Here is a 16,673-nt window from a genome sequence, read left to right on the forward strand (position 1 = left end):
ATGTGCGACATCGGAACAGCGCTGATGGTTGGTGGGACGCTGCTGAGCGGAGCCGGCCAGATCGCCAGCTCCAATGCCGAGGCCAAGGCCGCCAAATATAACGCCGACGTGCAGCGGCAGAACGCCCAGCTGGCGGACCGGCAGGCGAGGAATGTGCTGGATGCCGGCACGCGCGACGAGCAGAAGCAGAAGGCGCAGACGAGCCAGCTGATGGCCAAGCAGCAGGCGGCGCAGGCGGCCAACGGCGTCGACGTGACCTTCGGCTCGCCGCTCGACCTGATGGTGGATACCGCCAAGCAGGGCGCCATCGACGCGCTGACCATCCGCACCAACGCCTATCGGAATTACGACGACACGCGCAACCAGGCCGTCAGCTATCGCAACCAGGCAAGCCTCTATGACGCGCAGGCCAAGAACAGCCGCACGGCGGGGATTCTGGGGGCGCTGGGAACGACGGTGAGCGGGCTCGGAAGTGCTTATGCTAATTCGGTGAAGATGAACCCGAGCTCGGGTTCGAGCACAATCACAAAGACGGCCGCGTACAACGGCGGAAAGACGATGTACCGCGTCTACGATTATCCAAAGTGATCCGCGCTTGCCGCCCCGCTCCAGACCTGCGCGGCGCCCGTCTCGCACCTAGACTTCGCGATTAGCGCCCCGCGCCGCTCCGCCAATCCGCCGACCAGCCGAAGGCCCGCTTGGCCTTGTCGGACGTCACCGCGCCGCCGTCCTCGGCGATGTTGTAGAGGCCGGGCGCGCCGGCCGTGACGGCCAGCGCCGCCGCCTTGGCCGCCGCGTCGACATGAACAGACCCTGGCGCTTCCGCCGCCTCGAAGCCGGTGCCCGGCCCATACAAAAAGCCGTAGCGCAGCACGATGCCGTCGAGCGGCGCTTCCATCACCTGTCGTTCCAAGCTCGCCACGCCGCGCGCCGACACGCCCCTCAGCCCATCCGCCGCCGGTGCGAGCGGGTCTTCTTCCTTGTGGGGCAGGGGCCCCTCGGCATAGGCGAAGGCGATGCTCTGGGCGATGAAGCGCCGGGCGCCGGCGGCCAGCGCGGCGGCCACCAGATTGCGCGTTCCCTCGTCGCGAACTCGGGCGTTGCGGACCAGGGCGTCGGGCATGCGGATGGGATCGAGGGCCGGCGGCAGATCGGTCAGCTGGTGGATGACGACGTCGGGCTTTGCCTCTGCGACCACCTTGGTCAGCGTGGCCGCGTCGAACACATCGACGACGACGGGCTCGACGCCGAGGGCGCGGAGGTCGGCGAGCTTGTCGCTGGAACGGGTGGCGCCGACGACGCGCCAGCCTTCGGCCACCAGGATCGGCGAAAGGCGGCGGCCAATGGCGCCCGTGGCGCCGGCGAGAAAGATGGTTCTGCTCACGAGGATTTCTCCAAGGCGATGGCGCTGGAGCGCCCGGTACGGTATATCAGAGTACGAACAACATATCAGAGCACTGATAATATGCGCAAGCGTCCTGATGAAGCGTCCGTGCCGGAACCGGGCGAAGGCAAGCGTGGCGAGGGCGGCCATCTCGGTTATCTGCTGCGGCAGGCGGCGGGCGCCTTCCGCCACCAGATGGACCGCGCCTTGGCCGATGTCGACGTGACGTCGCCGCAGTTCGCGGTGATGACCATGCTGAACGCCTATCCCGGCATCTCCAGCGCCGATGTCGCCCGGCTCGCCGTGCTGACGCCGCAGACGGTGAGCGTGATCATCGCCAACCTGGAGCGCGCCGGCAGCATCCACCGCGTGCCGCACAGCGTGCACGGACGGATTCTACAGATCGAGCTGACGGAGGGGGAGGGGAGCTGCTGAAGGCCTGCCGCGAGCGGGTGCAGCGACTGGAGCGGGCGCTTTTGGACGGATTGAGCGAGGCGGAGGAGGGAGTGGTCAGGGCGTGGCTGGTGCGGGTTGCCAAGGGCGGGGGCTGAGGCGCGCCGCGTTCCAGGACGCTGTTTGCTCTGATTAAAGCAGTCGGCGCGCCCGGCTTGGGGCCGGACACGCCGCATTCTTCTGAACTCAGGCGGCGCGGACCGTCTTGAGGAAGGTTTCCACCTGGACTTTCAGCTTGTCCGACTGCTGAGACAGTTCGCCCGACGAGCTCAGCACCTGTTCGGCGGCGACGCTGGTTTCCGAGGCCGCCTTGGTCACCATCTCGATGTTGCGGGTGACGCCGGCGGTTCCGGCCGAGGCGCTCTGAACGTTGTGGGCGATATCCTGCGTGGTTGCCGCCTGTTGCTCGACGGCCGAGGCGATCATGGCGGCGATCTCGTCCATCTTTTGGATGGTGCCGGAGATGCTGTCGATCGCCGACACCGCCGTGCCGGTGGACGACTGGATGGCGGAGATCTGGGCGGAGATCTGGGCGGTGGCCTTCGCAGTCTGGTCGGCGAGGTTTTTCACCTCCGAGGCGACGACGGCGAAGCCCTTGCCGGCTTCTCCGGCGCGGGCGGCCTCGATGGTGGCATTGAGCGCCAGAAGGTTGGTCTGCCCGGCAACGGAGCCGATGAGATCGACGATCTCGCCGATGCGCTGGGCGGCGTCCGACAGCTCCTTCACCGTGCGGGCGGTGCCGGCCGCTTCCTGCACGGCGCTGGCGGCCATGCGGGCGCTTTCGGCCACCTGGCGGCTGATTTCCTGCACGGAGGCGGCCATTTCCTCGGAGGCCGACGCCACGGTGTTGACGTTGGCCGAGGCTTCCTCGGAGGCGCGGGCCACTTCGGTCGACCTTGCCGACGTATCCTCGGCCGAGTTGGTCAGGCTTTTGGCGGCGGACTGGAGATGGGTCGAGGCCGATGACACCGACTCGACGATGGCACCGACCGAGCGTTCGAAGTCGTCGGCCATATCCGCCATGGCGGAGCTGCGTTCGGCGGCGACGCGGGCATCGTCGGCCGCCGCCTTCTCGGTCGTCGCCCTGGCATCGACCACGGCGTTGTCCTGGATGACGCCGACCGTGCGCGCCATGGCGCCGACTTCATCCTTGCGCTCGGTGCCGGGCACCACGATGCCGGTCTTGCGGCCGGCGAGGCCCTCCATGGCGGTGGTCAGCAGTTGGATGGGACGGCTGACCGACCGCGACACCAGCCACATGACGATGAGGCCGGCCAGGACGGCCAGCAGAGACACCATCGTCTGTTTGCCGGTGGCATTGCTCTGCGCCTCCGCGGTGTCGGCGGCGAGCTTGGCGGCGTCGGCCATCACGACAGTCTGAGGCACTTCGATCAGGATGGACCAGAAGGAGTCGGCTCGGCCGAGCGTCACGGGGAAGAAGGCCTTGATGACGCCGTGCTGGCTGTCGACGTAATATTGCTCGGTGCCGGCGGCCACACTCTTGGCGTCTTCCTGCCAGTCTTCGTCGATGCCGGACAGCGCCTTGCCGACGCCTTCCGGCTTGAGGCTGGAGGCGACGACGAGGCCGTCCTTGGTGACGATGGTGACCGAGCCGGCGCCGTCATAGATCTTGGCGTCGACATCCTCGGCGAGCTTCTGCACGAAGTCGAGGTTGAAGTCGGCGCCGGCGACGCCGTAGAACTTGCCGTCGACGGTGATCGGCACCGAGATGGTGGCCAGATAGACCGATTTGCCCTGGACGATATAGGGCAGCGGCGCCAGCATGCTCTCCTTGCCGTTGGTCTGTGGGCCGATGAACCAGCCGCCCTTCATGATGCCGTTGGAGTGCAGTTCCTTGCTGTCGTATTCCACCAGCGGTTGGAGGGCGATCTTGCCGGCCGGGTCGCGCGTCCAATAGGGCAGGGCGCGGCCGGTCTGGTCCGATCCGGCTTCGGCCTTGCCCTTGAAGGCGGCGTCGTTGCCGTCGATGGCGTCCGGCATCCAGGCGCTATAGGTGCCGTTGAAGCGCGGATTGTCCTTCAGGACGCGTTCCAGGGTGGCGTTGAGCTGGGCGCGGCGGATGTCGGGCGTGCTGGCCGATTTGCCGTCGATCATGGTTTCGAAGGCTCTGGCCATGTTGCGGGCGGCGTTGAAGGCCGTATCCACCTCTTCGCCGATATGTCCCGCCTGGGTTGCCGCCGTTCCCTGCAAAACCTTCTGGCTTTCTTGCGCCAGCAGCTGGGACACGCTGGCATTGTTCGCCTCATTGGTGGTCTGGCTTGAATACATGCCATAGCCCACCACCGCGCCGACGGTCGCCAGAAGACAGACGATCGACAACGAGACGATGCGGAAATTGATTGACCTAACGTTCATGGGGCAGCCCTCCGGCACGACGCACCGACATTTTTCTCATTGGAAAGGGATGTGACTTAATGCGTTAATTAACTAATAAAAACCGCTCGTGCGCCAAAGAATACGTGTTGTTCCGGCACGAATTGGTCTTATGACGCGGTGTCTTTCGGCTGCTGCGGATGTGACAATAAGCTGGACGGATGAGCTGACGGCCTCATCATCTTAGACAAATCGCGCATTTTCGATGTGTATCTCCATCGCTATTTGTCTATTTGTTGATCTATGTCGCGCTGGGAATGCCAATGTTCCGTTATTGTCTTTTCTGTGGAACGTGAATCCTTCAGGATACTTTGAGCACTTTCCCGCCTGTCATCGTAAAAATAAGCTGCCGGACAATATTCATACCGGCCGCGTCCGCCTGGACAACGTTGTCAGGCTGGCGGCGAAGGTACGGTCATTATTTTAAGAGCGTGAGGAGGAGAGATGGCCTAGCAGGCCTTTGATCTCCTCTTTTTGCCGTCACGGGCAACTTGGTAAATAGTTGCTAGTGTGAAAAATTTACTTGTGGAAATTTGCCACCGTGGGTGCGGAATTCTCAATGCAAAAAGTCCGATAGCTGGAATTGGGATGGCGAAGGCTAACTCGGTTATCTCGCTTACGGCACCCGGTATGCCGGCGGCTCTGGCGGCGTGAATTCGGCTTCCGCGAAAAGGTTGGGGAAAAGCCGTTCACGGTAGTCGAGCGGGAAGGCCAGTCTGACGGGGGCTTTGGGCGTTTTCGATTTCAGGAAACCGGCCTTGAGGAGGTCGGTCAGCGTATTGCGCGCGGTACGTTCCGATGTTCTGAGCACAAGGGATGCGTCGCCGCGATCCATCGACCCCATTCTGAGGATGGTGGCCGCGAGATCCGGGGCGCGCGGGTCTGCGACGATATCGGATACGAGGCTTCGAATGCGGCTTTCCAGACGCGGCAGGTCGAAGATCGCCTGGGAGAAGCGGATCTGATCGAGGGCGACAGACATGAACCATTCGCAGAAATCTGCCAGGGCCTGGGCCGACAGGTTTCCTCGTCCATCAAGATCTCCGCGACGGGGGCTGTCGGCGTAGTCCATCATTCGCTTGTACTCGCCCCGATCGCGAAGCCCTCGGGCAAGCCCCCTGGAGATCGACCACAAACCGCCCCCGCCGATGCCCGCCTTGAGGGCCATCGCGTGGGACATCAGGCGACTGACGCGGCCGTTGCCGTCGACGAAGGGGTGGATGTAGTTGAGGCGATGATGGGCCGCGGCGATGGCAATGATGCGTGTGCTCGCCCATTTTTCCGCGGCGCCGTAACGCCTCTCGAAATGCGTGATGAAGGCGCCTACGCGCTCCGACGACGGCGGTACGTGGCGCCCCACTTCCACGTCTTCGTCGGGTCTGGACCTGAATGCGCCCGGCACGATTTCAGAAATTCGGCCATCGGGATGCGTCACGTGACGGAATTCCGGTGGCATCTCTTCATAGAAGCGGCGATGAATCCAGACGATGAAGCTCGCCGAGGATGGCGACGGCAGTTCGCCGCGCGCGTGGAGTTCGTCGATTTCCCTCTGAACGATGACATGGGCGCGAGCTTCGAGCGCCAGCGGCCGCCGCTCCGGCTCCACATCGAAGCCATTGAGGACCCGCTCGATGTCTTTCGGGCGGGTGTTGTGACCTTCGATCAGGTTGCTGTAGTAGCAGTTCATGACGCGGATGAGATCGGCCAGCTCAGCGGCGGAATCCGGATGCAATCCCCGGCCGAGGGTATCGGCTTCCCGCTGGATTTCGATAGCGAGATCGGCCAACACCCTGGGAATGTCGTCCTCGAAGAAGCAAGGCTCGATGCGGTCGGGAGTCTCGATCATTTTTGCCGATCTCTGTGGGTCTTAGAACGGCAATAATACAATAGTTTAGGTGGAACTTACAGCACATATTGCCGATCATGGTTGCCGATCATGGTTGCCGATCTGCGAGCGCCATGCCGGCCGCTTGCTCCATCCTGCCTGAGGTTCTCTTTCTCACGCAGAGAAGGGCACGTATGGACGCCACACGGGCGGCTATCTGTCTATTCCGTATATATAATTCTGTCTTCTTCAGCGAAGGCGGAGGGCAAGCTTCCTACCTTGGCGCGATGGGGCGCCAGGGGTGGAGGAGGATTTGGTTTTCCGGGGCGTAGGCCCAGTAGTGGCCCTGGAAGGGTTGGTCGTGGGCGCGGGTGATGGGCGTGCCGAGCAGGTGGCAGAGCAGCAGGGTGCCGACGCCGCCGTGGGCGACGATGGCAATGTCGCCCTTGGTTTCTTCCGCGATGATGGCTTCGAAGGCGGCGCGGACCCGTTGCTGGGCGTCGATGGCGCGTTCCCAGCCGCGCACGGAGGCGTTCGGCGTGGCGAAGAACTGGTGGGCGAGGTCTTCGAATTCGGCTGGCGGCAGGAAGCTGGTGGCGCCGCGGTCGTTTTCGTGCAGGTCGGGGTGGATGCGAGAGGGCAAGTTGAGGGTGGTGCTCAGGATGCCGGCGGCTTCCATCGCCTTGGTTTCATCGCTCGACCATATCGAGGTGACGGCTTGCATCTCGGGCGAGGCGGCGAAAGCCCGCATCCGCGCGATGCCCCTGTCGGCGAGGTGCCAGCGCGGGACGAGACGGCCGGGATCGACCACCACTTCCGGGTGGGTGATGAAAAAGACGTGGCGCAAGGCGATCTCCGTTGAAGGCAAGGGGGGGCGTTCCGGAGATGATAGGCCGCGCTTTGCGACGATCGGAGAACAGGGGGGCGGTTATAGGGGGGGAAGTGCCTTCACAAGGCGGCAGGGATCGGATCGGCACGGGAGCCTGATAGTTGCGGCATGCCCCATTCTGCCTGAGGTTCTCTGCCTTCGCAGAGAATGACAGTTTATGGGTAGGGGCGCGCCGCTATCTATCTGTTTTATATATACAATTTTTTCATCCTCCGCGCAGGCTGAGGACCTCAGGCCGAAAGGGGCTCCATGAGCACTATCAGGCGTCCATGTCCTTGGAGCGCCATATCGGCCGATCGCCTCTTCCTGCCTGAGGTTCTCTGCCTTCGCAGAGAATGACACCTTATGGGTAGGTGAAAAAGCCGCTACCTATCTGTTTTATATATAAATTGTCATCCTCTGCGCAGGCATAGGACCTCAGGCCGAAAGGGGCTCCGAGGGCACTATCAGGCGCCCATGTCCTTGGAGCGCCATATCGACCGATCACCTCTTCCTGCCTGAGGTTCTCTTTCTCACGCAGAGAATGACAATTCATGGGTAGGGTCGGGCTCCCTTACTCCCGCAGCCCCCGGCATGTCGCCCTTACCAGCCACTCGATCTGCGCTTCCAGCGCTTCGAGCGGCACCGCCACCAGCCGCTCCTCCAGTCCTAGGGTGACGATGCCGTGGACGGCGGCGAACAGGGTGCGGGCGGTGAGGGTCTGGGCCGTTTCGTCGAGGTCGGGGAGGAGGAGGGCGAGGGGGGCGGCGACGTGGCGGAACAGGCGGAGCTGATCGTCGGCGGCCCAGGCCGGCAGCACCATGTCGTCGGCCAAGTGCAGTTCGAACAGGGTGCGCCATAGCCGCAGATTGTCGCGCGCGAAATGCAGGTAGGCGTGGGCGATGGCGACGAGGCGGTTCACCGCGTCGTCTTTCGTTTCGAGCGGCAGGGCATCGGAGGTGGCGGTCAGCGCCTCGCCGAGGCGGCCGAGGGTGCGCGAGGAGACGCGGAGCAGGAGCTCGTCGAGATCTCCGACGATGTTGTAGAGGCCACCCAGGGCGATGCCGATGTCGCCGGCGAGGTCGCGCGCCCTGAGGCTTGCCGCGCCGCCCTCGGCAATGCGGCGTTCGGCGGCGTCGATCAGGGCGGAAAGCTGGGCGTGACGCCGTTCGGAGAGGGGGGCATTCATCGGCGTTTACCTATTTCGATGCGATTTGAACGACGTTCATTATTTGTGTTGAACGATGTTCATTTTTTGGCTACATAAATCTCATGAACAATGTTCATACCACGGGAACGATCGGAGCTGAAGCGCGTTGATGGGGTGGGCGTCCGCCCGTCATTTGCGTTTCAGCGGCGTTTGCTTCCTTATCCAGTCGCCAGGCGTTTCCGCCTCGGAGGTCATCGGTTCCCATGAGCAAGTCGCTCCTGATCCAGCGCCGTTTCGGGCCGCTGTTCCTCGTGCAGTTCTTTTCCGCCTTCAACGACAATTTCCTGAAGAACGCCCTGGTGTTCATGATCCTGTTCCAGATGGGCGTTCAGGGCGGGGAGTCGCTGGTGACCATTGCCAGCGGCATCTTGATGCTGCCGTTCATCTTCCTGTCGGGGTTGGGCGGCCAGTTGGCCGACCGCTATGACAAGGCCCGCGTGGCGCAATGGTTGAAGCTGGTCGAGATTTCCATTGCCGGCCTGGCGGTTCTCGGCTTCGCCATCCAGTCGGTCAGCGTGCTGATGTCGGCGCTGGTGCTGTTCGGGGTGATCTCCGCCCTGTTCGGGCCGATCAAATACGGCATCCTGCCCGACCTTCTGGCCCCCTCGGAGCTGGCGCGCGGCAACGCGCTGGTGGAAGGGGCCACCTTCGTCGCGATCCTGCTCGGCACCTATGCCGGCGGTTTTGCCACCGGCGCCTATGGCGGCCCTATCGTGTTCGGCGTTGCCATGATGACGCTGGCCGTGGGCAGCTGGCTTGCCGCCCTGGCGATGCCCAAGGTGGGTGCCGCCAGCCCGGAAGCGGCTGTTGATGCCAACGTTTTCGGTTCCACCGTGCGGCTGATCGGCGAACTGTGGGCGGAGGCGCGCCTGTGGCGCACCGGCGTCATGGTCAGTCTGTTCTGGATGTTCGGCGTGGTGGCGATGGCGCTGATGCCGACCATGGTGAAGGATATCCTCGGCGGCCGCGAGGCGGCGGTTTCGGCCTATCTGACGGTGTTCGCGGTGTCGATCGCCCTGGGATCCGGCCTCGGCGCCTGGCTGTCGGCCGGCCGCATCGTGCTGTTGCCAGTGCCGGTCGCCTCGGTAGCGATCGGCCTTGCCGCCCTCGATCTTGCCTCAACGCTGTCAGGCCTTGCCCCAGCTCCGGCCACCGACAGCCTCCGCGAATTCTTCAGCCACCCCGGCGCCATCCATGCCGCCCTTGATCTCGCCGCCCTGGCGATCGCCGGTGGCGTGTTCATCGTGCCGTCGTTCGCCGCCGCCCAGCATTGGGCGCCGGTGACCCGCCGTGCCCGGGTGGTCGGCGCCATCAATGCGTTGACGGCCCTGTTCATGGTGGCTGGCGCCGGCGCGGTGGCCGCCGCGCAGATGCTGGGCGCGACCGTGCCGATGGTGCTGGTGGCGCTCGGCGTGGTGGCGCTCGGTTCGGCGGTGTGGATTTTCCGCGTGCTGCCGACCAACCCGCTCAGCGATCTCGTCTCCATTCTGCTGCGCGCCGTGTTCCGCATGGAAGTGACCGGCACGGAGAACATTCCGCCGGCCGGGCAGGGGACGATCATCGCCCTCAACCACACCAGCTTCCTCGATGCCGTGGTCGCCATATCCTTGCTCGACCGCGATCCGGTGTTCGCCATCGACCACACCATCGCCGAGGCCTGGTGGGTGAAGCCGTTCCTGCGCTTTACCCGCGCCATCCCGCTCGATCCGACGCGGCCGCTGGCCACCCGCTCGCTGATCGCCGCCGTCAAGGCTGGCGAGACGCTGATCATCTTCCCCGAGGGGCGGATCACCGTCACCGGCACGCTGATGAAGGTTTACGACGGCGTCGGCCTGATCGCCGAGAAGTCCGGGGCGCCGATCGTGCCGGTGCGGCTGTCGGGCCTGGAATCGACGGTGTTCAGCCGTTTGAATTCGCTGCAGGTGAAGCGCCGCTGGTTCCCCAAGGTGACGGTGACCATCATCCCGCCGGCCCGTCTCAGCCTGCCGGACACCCTCAAGGGCAAGCTGCGCCGGCAGGCGGCCGGCAACGCGCTCTACGGCATCATGTCGGACATGATGTTCCGCACCACCGACACCGACCTCAGCATTTTCGAGGCGATCGTCGCCGCCGGCCGCCAGAACGGCGCCGGCCGGGTGGCGGTGAGCGACCCGGTGGTCGGCAAGCTCAGCTATCGTCGCCTTTTGATGGGCGCGCGCATTCTCGGCCGCAAGCTCATGCCGCTGACCGCACCGGGCGAGGCGGTGGCGCTGATGGTGCCCAACGCCGTCGGCGGCGTGGCGGCTTTCCTGGGGCTGCAAGCGACCGGCCGCGTGCCGGCGATGATCAACTTCACGGCCGGCCCGACCAACATTCTCGCCGCTTGTGCCGCCTGTGAAGCCAAGGTGTTCGTCACCTCGCGCGTGTTCGTGGAAAAGGGCCGGCTGGAGCCGGTGATCGCCGCCATCGGTGACAAGCTCAGGATCGTCTGGCTGGAAGATCTCCGCGCCACGGTGACCAGGGGCGACAAGATCGACGCCCTCCTCAACTGGTCGCGCCGGCAGACCGATGCCGGCCCGGATACGCCGGCCGCCATCCTGTTCACCTCGGGGTCGGAGGGCACGCCGAAGGGTGTGGTGCTCAGCCATCGCAACATCCTGGCCAACGTGGCGCAGGTGGCGGCGCGCATAGATTTCTCGCGCCCCGATACCGCCTTCAACGCGCTGCCGATCTTCCACTCCTTCGGGCTCACCGCCGGGCTGATCCTGCCGCTGGTCTCCGGGGTGTCGGTGTTCCTCTACCCGACACCGCTGCACTACCGGATCATCCCGGAACTGGTCTACGAGACCAACGCCACCGTGCTGTTCGGTACCGACACGTTCTTGAACGGCTACGGCCGCATGGCCCACCCTTACGATTTCCGCTCGCTGCGCCTGCTGGTGGCCGGCGCCGAGGCAGTGAAGGAGGCGACGCGCAAGCTCTATTCGGAGAAGTTCGGCCTGCGCATCCTGGAGGGCTATGGCGTGACCGAGACGGCGCCGGTGCTGGCGCTCAACACACCGATGTATAACCGCGCCGGCAGCGTCGGCCGCCTGCTGCCCGGCATCGAGCATCGGCTGGAGGCGGTGGACGGCATCGAGGCGGGCGGACGCCTGCATGTGCGTGGGCCCAACGTGATGCTCGGCTATCTCCGCACCGAAAAGCCCGGCGTGCTCGAGGCCCCCGAGGAGGGCTGGTACGACACCGGCGACATCGTGGCGATCGACGGCGACGGCTTCATCGCCATCAAGGGCCGCGCCAAGCGCTTCGCCAAGATCGGCGGCGAGATGGTGTCGCTGGCCGCCATCGACGCGCTGGCCGCCGGCTGCTGGCCGGGCGCCGCCTCGGCCGCCGCCAGCGTTCCGGACGCCAAGAAGGGCGAGCGCATCATCCTGGTGACCGACAAGACGGGGGCAGACCGGGACACCTTCATGGCCTTCGCACGCGGGCGCGGCGCGACGGAACTGATGGTCCCCAGCGAGGTGCTGGTGGTGCCGGGGTTGCCGCTGCTCGGTTCGGGCAAGACGGATTTCGCGGCGCTGGGGAAGCTGGTGGAAGCGCATGCCGTAGAAGCGGCGTAGCGCTTCGGGACGGTTGATGGCGGATCGATACGGGGCTCCGAGGACATGGGCGGCTGATAGTGCCCTCGGAGCCTCTTTCGGCCTGAGGTCCTCTGCCTGCGCAGAGGATGACAAAATTATATATAAAACAGATAGATAGTGGCGTTTTCACCTGCCCATAAGGTGTCATTCTCTGCGAAGGCAGAGGACCTCAGGCAGGAAGAGGCGATCGGCCGATATGACGCTCCAAGGACATGGGCGGCTGATAGTGCTCATGGAGCCCCTTTCGGCCTGAGGTCCTCTGCCTGCGCAGAGGAAGACAGAATTATATATATAAAACAGTTAGATAGCGGCGTTTTCACCTGCCCATAAGGTGTCATTCTCTGCGAAGGCAGAGGACCTCAGGCAGGAAGAGGCGATCGGCCGATATGACGCTCCAAGGACATGGGCGGCTGATAGTGCTCATGGAGCCCCTTTCGGCCTGAGGTTCTCTGCCTTCGCAGAGAATGACAGGATTATATTTATGGAACAGGTAGATAGCGGCGCGCCCCTACCCATAAAGTGTCATTCTCTGCGAAGGCAGAGAACCTCAGGCAGGATGGGGCGATCGGCCGATATAGCGCTCCGAAGGCGATAGGGGGCGTGGCACTTGTCGGTTGTATCGACCAATTTCTTTCATCCTCAAGGCTCACGGCGCTTTGCAAATATGCTAGCAGTTCCGATCAAATGAGCGGAGATGCTTCCAGATGCCCAAACGCCCCCTTCAGAAACTCCAGGCCGCCCTTGTGGCGCGCCGGTACTATCTGGAAAACCAGACCAAATCGGAAATCGCCGACAAGCTCGGCATCTCCCGCTTCAAGGTGGCGCGGTTGATCGAGACGGCGCTGAAGGAAGGCATCGTTCACATCGAGATCCGCGACCAGAGCGAGCTCAACACCGAGCTGGCCGAGCGGCTGCGCGAGGTCTATGGCCTCAAGGTGGCGCTGGTGCTCGACGGTCCGGACCTGCCGTCGACCTCGCTGATCGAGCCGCTCGGGCTGCTGGTGGCCGATTTTCTCGAGGAGACGCTGACTGACGGGCAACTGCTCGGTCTGTCCTGGGGGCGGACGCTGGCGGCCGCCGCCAAGGCGGTGTCCAACCTTCCCAAGGTGGATGTGGTCCAGGCGGCCGGCAGCCCGGCTCGGCTTGATCTGTCGCAGAACCCTACCGAACTGGTGCACCGGTTCGCCCGCGCCGCCGGTGGTCAAGCCTATCCGCTGTTCGGGCCGATGTGGGTGGAAGATCCCGGCCTGATCGACAAGCTGAGGGCCGAACCGTCGATTGCCGACGCCATGTCGCGCTACGACAAGATCGACGCGCTGGTGGTCGGCGTCGGCTCCTGGCGGCCCCAGGAATCCTGCCTTTGCTCCGGTTTTCCCGAGGATTGGCGGCGCGAGGCGCTGAAGCACAACGTGCTGGCCGATATCTGCGCCACGCTGATCGACCCCGAGGGGCGGGCCGTTCCCAGCCCGCTGGATACCGCCGGTCTCTGCCTCAGCACCGAACAGCTGCGGCGCATTCCCGAACGGATCGTCGCCGGTGGCGGCCTCGAAAAGGTCGACGCCATCCGGGCGGTGCTGAAGGGCGGCTGGGTCACCACCATGATCACCGACAGCAGCGTGGCGCGGCGGCTGGTGGAGGAAGCACGCTCCTAGTATCCGCTCAAATGAGCGGTCATATACTCACTTGACGACAAAAGCCTGAGCACGTATGACTACCCATGCCAAGGGAGGCATACATGCAGTCAGATCAAGATTGGCTCGACAGGGCCAGGAACGTCGTTCGCGCCGACGCGGCTTCGATCACGTCTATTCTCGACAGTGTCGACGACAGCTTTCTCGCCGCCGCGCGGCGTCTTTCCACCTGCCGGGGCAAGATCCTGGTGACCGGCAGCGGCACCTCGGGCAACGTGGCCTCACGCGGTGCGCATATCCTGTCGGTGTGCGGCACGCCGGCCTTCTACCTGTCGCCCGGCGACGGTCTGCACGGCGGCCTCGGCGTGCTGCAGGCCGACGATGTGGTGCTCGCGCTTTCCAAGGGTGGCAGCTCGGCCGAACTCAACGATTTCTGCGCCCGCGCCAAGACGCTGTGCTCCGGCCTGATCGCCGTCACCGCCGACCCCGCCTCGCCGCTCGCCGCCATGGCCGATCACGTCATCGTCCTGAAGCTGCCTGTTGACGGCGACCTCGGCGGCGTCGTCGCCACCGGCAGTTCGCTGGCCGCCGCGGCGGTGACCGACGTGCTGGCCGAGATGCTGCGCGTGGCCAGAGGCTACCCCTGGGAGAACCTGTTGTTCACCCACCCCTCCGGCGCGGTTGGACGCGACGCGGAGAAGACCTTGAAGCGGCTCGGCAGCAACTGAGGGTAACGCCATGCCCCGCGATCTCGTGGCCGGTATCGACTCTTCGACCCAGTCCTGCACCGTCGTTCTGAGACGGCTCGACGATGGCGCCGTGGTCGGCGAGGCCCGCAAACCGCATCCGCCGACGACGCCGCCGCGTAGCGAGCAGGCGCCCGAGGCCTGGTGGCAGGCGCTTCGGGCCGCCTTCGCCGACCTCGCCGATTTCCTGCCGGCCATCGCCGCCGTGTCGGTGGGCGGCCAGGGCCACGGCCTCGTCCTGCTCGACGAGAACGCTGTCGCCCTGCGCGACGCCAAGCTGTGGAACGACACCGAGGCGGCGCCCGATGCCGCGCGGCTGCGCGACAGGTTGGCGCCGAAGGCCTGGGCCGACCGCACCGGCTCGATCCCGGCGCCGGCGCTGACCGTCAGCAAACTTGCCTGGACCGAGCGCGTCCATCCCGGTCTCGTCGCCAGGGCGCGGCATATCATGCTGCCGTCCGACTATATTCTGTTCCGCCTCACGGGACGCGCCGCCACCGAGCGGGGCGTTTCCTCGGGCACCGGCTATTTCGATCCGTTCCGCAATGCCTGGGACTTCGAGCTGGCCGATACCGCCGTCCCCGGCATCGACTGGCAGCGCGTGTTGCCGGACATCGTCGGTTCCAGTGAGATTTCCGGCCCGGTCGCGGCCTGCGCGGGTATCGACGGGCTGGTCGGGGCCGTCGCCGCCGCCGGTTCGGGCGACAACCAGACCGCCGCCTTGGGCATGGGCATCAAGGAGGGCGACCTCGTCATCTCCTTGGGCACCAGCGGCACCATTTACGGCCGCACGCCGATGGCCATCAAGGACGAGAGCGGCGCCATCAACGGCTATGCCGACGCCACCGAGGCCTATCTGCCGATGGTGACGACGCTCAACGCCGCCAAGGTCACCGATGCCTTCCGCCGCATCCTCGGCGTCGGCGTGGACGCCTTCGACGCCCTGGCGCTCGAAACGCCGCCGGGCGCGCGCGGGCTGGTGCTGGTGCCCTATCTCGACGGCGAGCGGACGCCCGATCTGCCGGGCGCCACCGGCTTGCTGAGCGGGCTGCGCAGCGATGTGACGCCTGGCCAGATGGCCCGCGCGGCGGTGGAGGGCGTTATCTGCGGCCTTCTGGAAGGAGGAGACCTCTTGGTGTCGCAGGGGCTCAGAACCGACGGCCGGCTGATCGTCACCGGCGGCGCCTCACGGTCGCGCGCTTACCGACAGATTCTCGCCGACCTCACCGGACGGCCGGTGTGGACCTGCGATCTGCCGGAGGCGGCGGCGGCCGGCGCCGCCGTTCAGGCCGCGGCGGCGGTGACCGGCCGGACGGCATCGGCGGTCGCCGAGGAATGGATGCCACACTACCAGATCGTCGCCGAACCCAAGGCCGACGCCACCGCCGAGGCGGAAGGCGTGAGGACGGCCTATCGCCGGGCGCGGCGGCTTGCCGAATAGGCCAGGGAGGACTTATGACCAACGCCATTCAGCCGCCAGCCAAGGCGGCCAACACCATCAGGATTCCCGCCGAAGCCGGCATTGCCTTCGTGCTGCTGGTCGTGCTGGCGGGCGGGGCCCTGGCGTCGCCGAATTTCCTGACGCTGTCCAACATCTTCGTGCTGCTGCTCAACGGCGCGGTGATCGGTTTCCTGTGTCTCGGACAGACCTTCGTGCTGTTCACCGGCGGCATCGACCTGTCCTGCGGGTCGGTGGTGGCGATGACCTGCGTGCTGGCCGCCGTGTTCATGGAAACGCTGGGCCTGCCCTGGCCGGTGGCCGCGCTGATGGTGCTGGTGGTCGGTGCGCTGGCCGGCGCGGTCAACGGTTTGATCATCGACAAGACCGGCGTGCCGCCGTTCATCGTCACCTTCGCCATGATGGGCGTTGCCGCGTCGATCCCGCAGATCATCACCGGCGCCGAGTCGATCCGCATCATGCAGTTCGGCTTCCGCATGATCGGTCAGGCTCGGTTCTTCGGCATTCCCTTCCCGGTGATCGCGCTGGCCATCGCCATCGCCGCCGCCGCCATCTTCATCAAGCGCAGCGTGACGGGTACCCACATCCTGGCCGTCGGCGGCAATGCCGAGGCGGCGCGGCTGGCCGGCGTCAACACCTCGCGCATCACCGTGCTGGTCTACGCCATCTCCGGCTTCTGCGGCGCCTGTGGCGGACTGGTCTACGCTTCGCGCCTGATGACCGGCTATCCGACGGCCGGCCGGGGCGACGAGCTGTTCTTCTCGATCGCCGGCGCGGTGGTCGGCGGCGTCAGCCTGTTCGGCGGCATCGGCACCATCTACGGCGCCATGGTCGGCGCGACGCTGATCGCCACCATTTCCAACCTCATGAACGTGCTGAACGTCAACGCTTATTGGCAGCCCCTGGTGATCGGCGTGATCATTCTGGTGGGCGTGACCTTCGACACCATGCGCTCTTCGAGCCGCCTGTCGCTCTCCTGGGTGAGGCTTTTGAAGAGCAAGATTTCCGGCGGGGCATGAACCCCGCCCGAAAATGGCGCCCTCCCGGCGCCAGACAACCAAAGCGCATCAAGCTTGGAGGAGT

At 65.1% G+C, this 16,673-nt stretch carries 11 protein-coding genes and 1 pseudogene; 7 read left to right on the top strand and 5 right to left on the bottom strand.

Annotated elements, in window-relative coordinates; genetic code table 11:
* Entirely contained in the window at positions 1–588 is a 588-nt protein-coding gene (locus AB6N07_RS09390) for a hypothetical protein (protein ID WP_370677535.1), read from the top strand.
* Positions 589–649: 61 nt separating this feature from the next.
* On the opposite strand, the gene AB6N07_RS09395 is transcribed toward AB6N07_RS09390, so the two are convergent.
* Positions 650–1,384: an NAD-dependent epimerase/dehydratase family protein gene (locus AB6N07_RS09395; protein ID WP_370677536.1), complete on the bottom strand. Its 735-nt coding sequence runs from the start codon at positions 1,382–1,384 to the stop codon at positions 650–652.
* 81 nt (positions 1,385–1,465) lie between these two features.
* Between AB6N07_RS09395 and AB6N07_RS09400 the strand changes: the two are divergent.
* Positions 1,466–1,935, top strand: a pseudogene (locus tag AB6N07_RS09400) (MarR family winged helix-turn-helix transcriptional regulator).
* A gap of 88 nt (positions 1,936–2,023) precedes the next feature.
* Here AB6N07_RS09400 and AB6N07_RS09405 read toward each other — a convergent pair.
* The 4 genes from AB6N07_RS09405 to AB6N07_RS09420 all read right to left on the bottom strand — a co-directional run bounded on the left by AB6N07_RS09405 (position 2,024) and on the right by AB6N07_RS09420 (position 8,113).
* The gene (locus AB6N07_RS09405) at positions 2,024–4,213 is read right to left on the bottom strand and encodes a methyl-accepting chemotaxis protein (RefSeq protein ID WP_370677537.1); all 2,190 of its coding nucleotides are present in this window, start codon (positions 4,211–4,213) and stop codon (positions 2,024–2,026) included.
* A 634-nt stretch (positions 4,214–4,847) separates the two neighbouring features.
* Positions 4,848–6,077, bottom strand: a complete 1,230-nt coding sequence (locus tag AB6N07_RS09410) for a Fic family protein (protein ID WP_370677538.1) — start codon at positions 6,075–6,077, stop codon at positions 4,848–4,850.
* 253 nt (positions 6,078–6,330) lie between these two features.
* A complete protein-coding gene (locus AB6N07_RS09415) occupies positions 6,331–6,903 on the bottom strand; it encodes a histidine phosphatase family protein (protein ID WP_370677539.1) in 573 nt (190 codons plus the stop codon).
* A gap of 595 nt (positions 6,904–7,498) precedes the next feature.
* Positions 7,499–8,113 (bottom strand): TetR/AcrR family transcriptional regulator, encoded by a 615-nt coding sequence (locus tag AB6N07_RS09420; RefSeq protein WP_370677540.1) that lies wholly within the window; start codon positions 8,111–8,113, stop codon positions 7,499–7,501.
* Between the two features lie 224 nt (positions 8,114–8,337).
* On the opposite strand from AB6N07_RS09420, the gene AB6N07_RS09425 reads away from it, so the two are divergent.
* The 5 genes from AB6N07_RS09425 to AB6N07_RS09445 all read left to right on the top strand — a co-directional run bounded on the left by AB6N07_RS09425 (position 8,338) and on the right by AB6N07_RS09445 (position 16,609).
* Complete coding sequence (locus AB6N07_RS09425; protein ID WP_370677541.1) at positions 8,338–11,733, top strand: acyl-[ACP]--phospholipid O-acyltransferase; 3,396 nt, start codon at positions 8,338–8,340, stop codon at positions 11,731–11,733.
* Between the two features lie 725 nt (positions 11,734–12,458).
* The gene (locus AB6N07_RS09430; protein ID WP_370677542.1) at positions 12,459–13,406 is read left to right on the top strand and encodes a sugar-binding transcriptional regulator; all 948 of its coding nucleotides are present in this window, start codon (positions 12,459–12,461) and stop codon (positions 13,404–13,406) included.
* Positions 13,407–13,489: 83 nt separating this feature from the next.
* Complete coding sequence (locus AB6N07_RS09435) at positions 13,490–14,113, top strand: SIS domain-containing protein (protein WP_370677543.1); 624 nt, start codon at positions 13,490–13,492, stop codon at positions 14,111–14,113.
* Positions 14,114–14,123: 10 nt separating this feature from the next.
* Positions 14,124–15,572, top strand: coding sequence for a xylulokinase (gene xylB, locus AB6N07_RS09440; RefSeq protein WP_370677544.1), 1,449 nt, complete (start codon positions 14,124–14,126; stop codon positions 15,570–15,572).
* A 14-nt stretch (positions 15,573–15,586) separates the two neighbouring features.
* The gene (locus tag AB6N07_RS09445) at positions 15,587–16,609 is read left to right on the top strand and encodes an ABC transporter permease (protein ID WP_370677545.1); all 1,023 of its coding nucleotides are present in this window, start codon (positions 15,587–15,589) and stop codon (positions 16,607–16,609) included.
* Positions 16,610–16,673 lie beyond the last annotated feature (64 nt).

It is taken from the genome of Pleomorphomonas sp. PLEO (assembly GCF_041320595.1).
Classification (GTDB): Bacteria; Pseudomonadota; Alphaproteobacteria; order Rhizobiales; family Pleomorphomonadaceae; genus Pleomorphomonas.

What these genes read in the sequence shown, in the direction of transcription:
- AB6N07_RS09435 (WP_370677543.1), top strand. Translation starts at nt 13,490, where the DNA reads ATGCAGTCAGATCAAGATTGGCTCGACAGGGCCAGGAACGTCGTTCGC.
- AB6N07_RS09390 (WP_370677535.1), top strand. Translation starts at nt 1, where the DNA reads ATGTGCGACATCGGAACAGCGCTGATGGTTGGTGGGACGCTGCTGAGC.
- AB6N07_RS09430 (WP_370677542.1), top strand. Translation starts at nt 12,459, where the DNA reads ATGCCCAAACGCCCCCTTCAGAAACTCCAGGCCGCCCTTGTGGCGCGC.
- AB6N07_RS09420 (WP_370677540.1), bottom strand. Translation starts at nt 8,113, where the DNA reads ATGAATGCCCCCCTCTCCGAACGGCGTCACGCCCAGCTTTCCGCCCTG.
- xylB (WP_370677544.1), top strand. Translation starts at nt 14,124, where the DNA reads ATGCCCCGCGATCTCGTGGCCGGTATCGACTCTTCGACCCAGTCCTGC.
- AB6N07_RS09445 (WP_370677545.1), top strand. Translation starts at nt 15,587, where the DNA reads ATGACCAACGCCATTCAGCCGCCAGCCAAGGCGGCCAACACCATCAGG.
- AB6N07_RS09405 (WP_370677537.1), bottom strand. Translation starts at nt 4,213, where the DNA reads ATGAACGTTAGGTCAATCAATTTCCGCATCGTCTCGTTGTCGATCGTC.
- AB6N07_RS09410 (WP_370677538.1), bottom strand. Translation starts at nt 6,077, where the DNA reads ATGATCGAGACTCCCGACCGCATCGAGCCTTGCTTCTTCGAGGACGAC.
- AB6N07_RS09425 (WP_370677541.1), top strand. Translation starts at nt 8,338, where the DNA reads ATGAGCAAGTCGCTCCTGATCCAGCGCCGTTTCGGGCCGCTGTTCCTC.